Below are 2,296 nucleotides of genomic sequence, written 5' to 3'. Positions count from 1 at the left end.
CGCCACGGCCTTGGTTGGTGCGATGGCCTTGGCGCTGGCAGGATGCCGCCTCGCCGACAGCCGCTCGCCGCTCCCCGATTTCTTGCGCGCGAAGGAAGCCGATCCGCCGCCGCTCGAGGCCCGGCCTGACGTCGGCGCGCTGGTCAGCAAGGAGCTCGACGTCATCTTCCTGCCGAGCTCGTATCCGCATGATTTGCGTGTCTCGCAGCCGCACCACGATCTCCGCAGCAACGCCTGGATCGCCTGCGTGCGCGCCGAGCTCACTTCGGCAACCGGGTGCCGTTGGGATCGCAGATCTATCGCCTCACGATCGCGAACGGCGAAATCTCGGATCGCCGCCGGGTCGAGAATGAGGACAATTGTGCCTTCGAACACTACGCGCCGGTCACTGCGGCAAAATGAGCCCGATGCCCCGGCGCAATCGCCGGCCCGAAATTATTTTCTCAGTCTGTCCAATCCGAATAATTTAGTTCAGCAATGAGTCGGTACCGGCAGTTGAAATTTCGCTGGAAACCGGGATTGCATTACCTCCGCCGCAAGAATGCGGGCCGCAATCGTTAGCAGGAGCCTAATAGAGGGCCTTAAGCTCATCAATCGCGATGGCGCGCAAATTTAACGAATGCCCGGCACGATCCCACGGACATCGAACGCTGTCCGCAGGATCGGCTCTTCATGAATGTCTACCTTGTCGGCGATGATGCGACCAAGCTCAAGGCACTGCGCGGCATGCTGGAGGAGCGCTGCGCGCTCACATCGGACATGCTCTGCGACGCGCGGATCGCGGGCCGCGAGATCGATGCCATCGTGATCGCCGCCGACCTTCGCGTCGTCGACAATATCACGGCGCTGAAGCAGATCTCGGATCAGCTTGCGCGCATTCCGAAGCGGATCTTCCTCACCGATCACAAATCCCGTCTTTCGACCGTGCAGGCCTATGCGCTTGGCGCAACCAGCGTGCTGTCGAGCACGCCGAGCCGCAATCAGCTCCTGAGCAAGTTGATGGATCAGAGGCCCTCCTCCATCGCGCCGAGCCTGACGCAGGACGGCGGACGCGAAGCCGCCTTTGCCGGGGCTGCCTGCATCGCGTCGATGTTTGCCGCCGTGCTGATCGGCGGCGAGATCGACATCGAATATGCGCGGCGCACAGGCGGCCGTATCGCCGATGCGATCGCAGAGCACGGCCTGTCGGACTGGCTCGCGAACGTGCGTCGCCACCACGAAGGCACCTATCAGCACTGCCTGCTGGTCACCGGCGTCACCGTCGATTTCGGCCTTAGCCTCGGCGTCCCCAAACCGGATCTCGAGCGGCTCTACATGGCCGCGATGTTTCATGACATCGGCAAGGCCAAGATCCCATTGGACATCCTGGACAAACGCGGCCGCCTCGACGGCAGGGAGCGCGCGCTGGTGGAAACTCATCCCCAGTCCGGCTACGATGCGCTGAAGGACAACCCCGGCGTCAACGCCGAGATTCTCGATGCCGTCAGGCATCACCATGAATTCCTGGACGGCAGCGGCTATCCGGATGCGCTATGCGCCGAGAGCATTCCCGACCTGACGCGCATGCTGACGATCTCCGACATCTTTGCCGCCTTGATCGAATATCGCAGCTACAAGCCGGCGATGGCGCGAGACAAGGCCTATGGAATCCTGCAGGGCATGGCAGGCAAGCTCGAGAAACCGCTGGTCGGCGCTTTCCGCGAGGTGGCGCTGACGCGCTAAGGCTCGGAATGCTGAACAGCCCGTTAACGCTGCCGTTCAAATTGAACGCGCATAGCAAGGCTCTCTTGCGATCTTTCCGCTAGCATCTGCCGCGAGGCGCGCAACGTGGGGGATGGCGCGCGGGTGGGATAGTAGGACGTGACAGAAACCATCGAACGAGCACTGGTGCGTGCCGCGTCCGGCAACGACGTCGCGCCGCACCGCGCCATCGCTCCAGCCACATCGATGCCGCTCGAGGCCGTTGCGGTGTCCGACTGGCGCGCGCTTTCGCGCGATGTCGTCGAGCCCAACGCCTACTATCTGCCGGATTGGGAGCTGGCGGTGAATGCGTCGGCGCGCGGCCGCACCGGCACTTCAGTGCTCTGCGCCCGCAGCGAGGCGTCTGCGCCCGCGCTGATCGGCCTGCTGCCGGTCACGTCGCTCTGGCGCGCCTACAAGCTTCCGCTGCCCGCGCTGGTAAGCGGGCAGCCCTACGGCACGCTGTGCACGCCGCTGCTCGACCGCACCATGGCCGACTGCGCCGCGAAGCGGTTGCTGGAGGCGGCCCGCGCCGCCGGCGCGCATGCGTTGCTGC

At 64.2% G+C, this 2,296-nt stretch carries 2 protein-coding genes and 1 pseudogene; all 3 read left to right on the top strand.

Features of this window, described 5'->3' with window-relative positions; translation table 11 throughout:
• Nucleotides 1-481, top strand: a 481-nt coding sequence (locus WA702_RS13395) for a hypothetical protein (RefSeq protein WP_425111007.1), incomplete at its 5' end; no start/stop codon positions are given.
• 191 nt (nt 482-672) lie between these two features.
• On the top strand, nt 673-1,722 hold the full coding sequence (locus tag WA702_RS13390; RefSeq protein WP_425111005.1) for an HD domain-containing phosphohydrolase: 1,050 nt from the start codon (nt 673-675) through the stop codon (nt 1,720-1,722).
• A 138-nt stretch (nt 1,723-1,860) separates the two neighbouring features.
• Nucleotides 1,861-2,296, top strand: a pseudogene (locus tag WA702_RS13385) (GNAT family N-acetyltransferase); the annotation flags it as partial.

Origin of the sequence: Bradyrhizobium sp. (assembly GCF_049798375.1) — a bacterium.
Classification (GTDB): domain Bacteria; phylum Pseudomonadota; class Alphaproteobacteria; order Rhizobiales; family Xanthobacteraceae; genus Bradyrhizobium.
The sequence above is the reverse complement of the archived record's forward strand: the minus strand, read 5'-3'. Positions and strand labels throughout refer to the sequence as shown.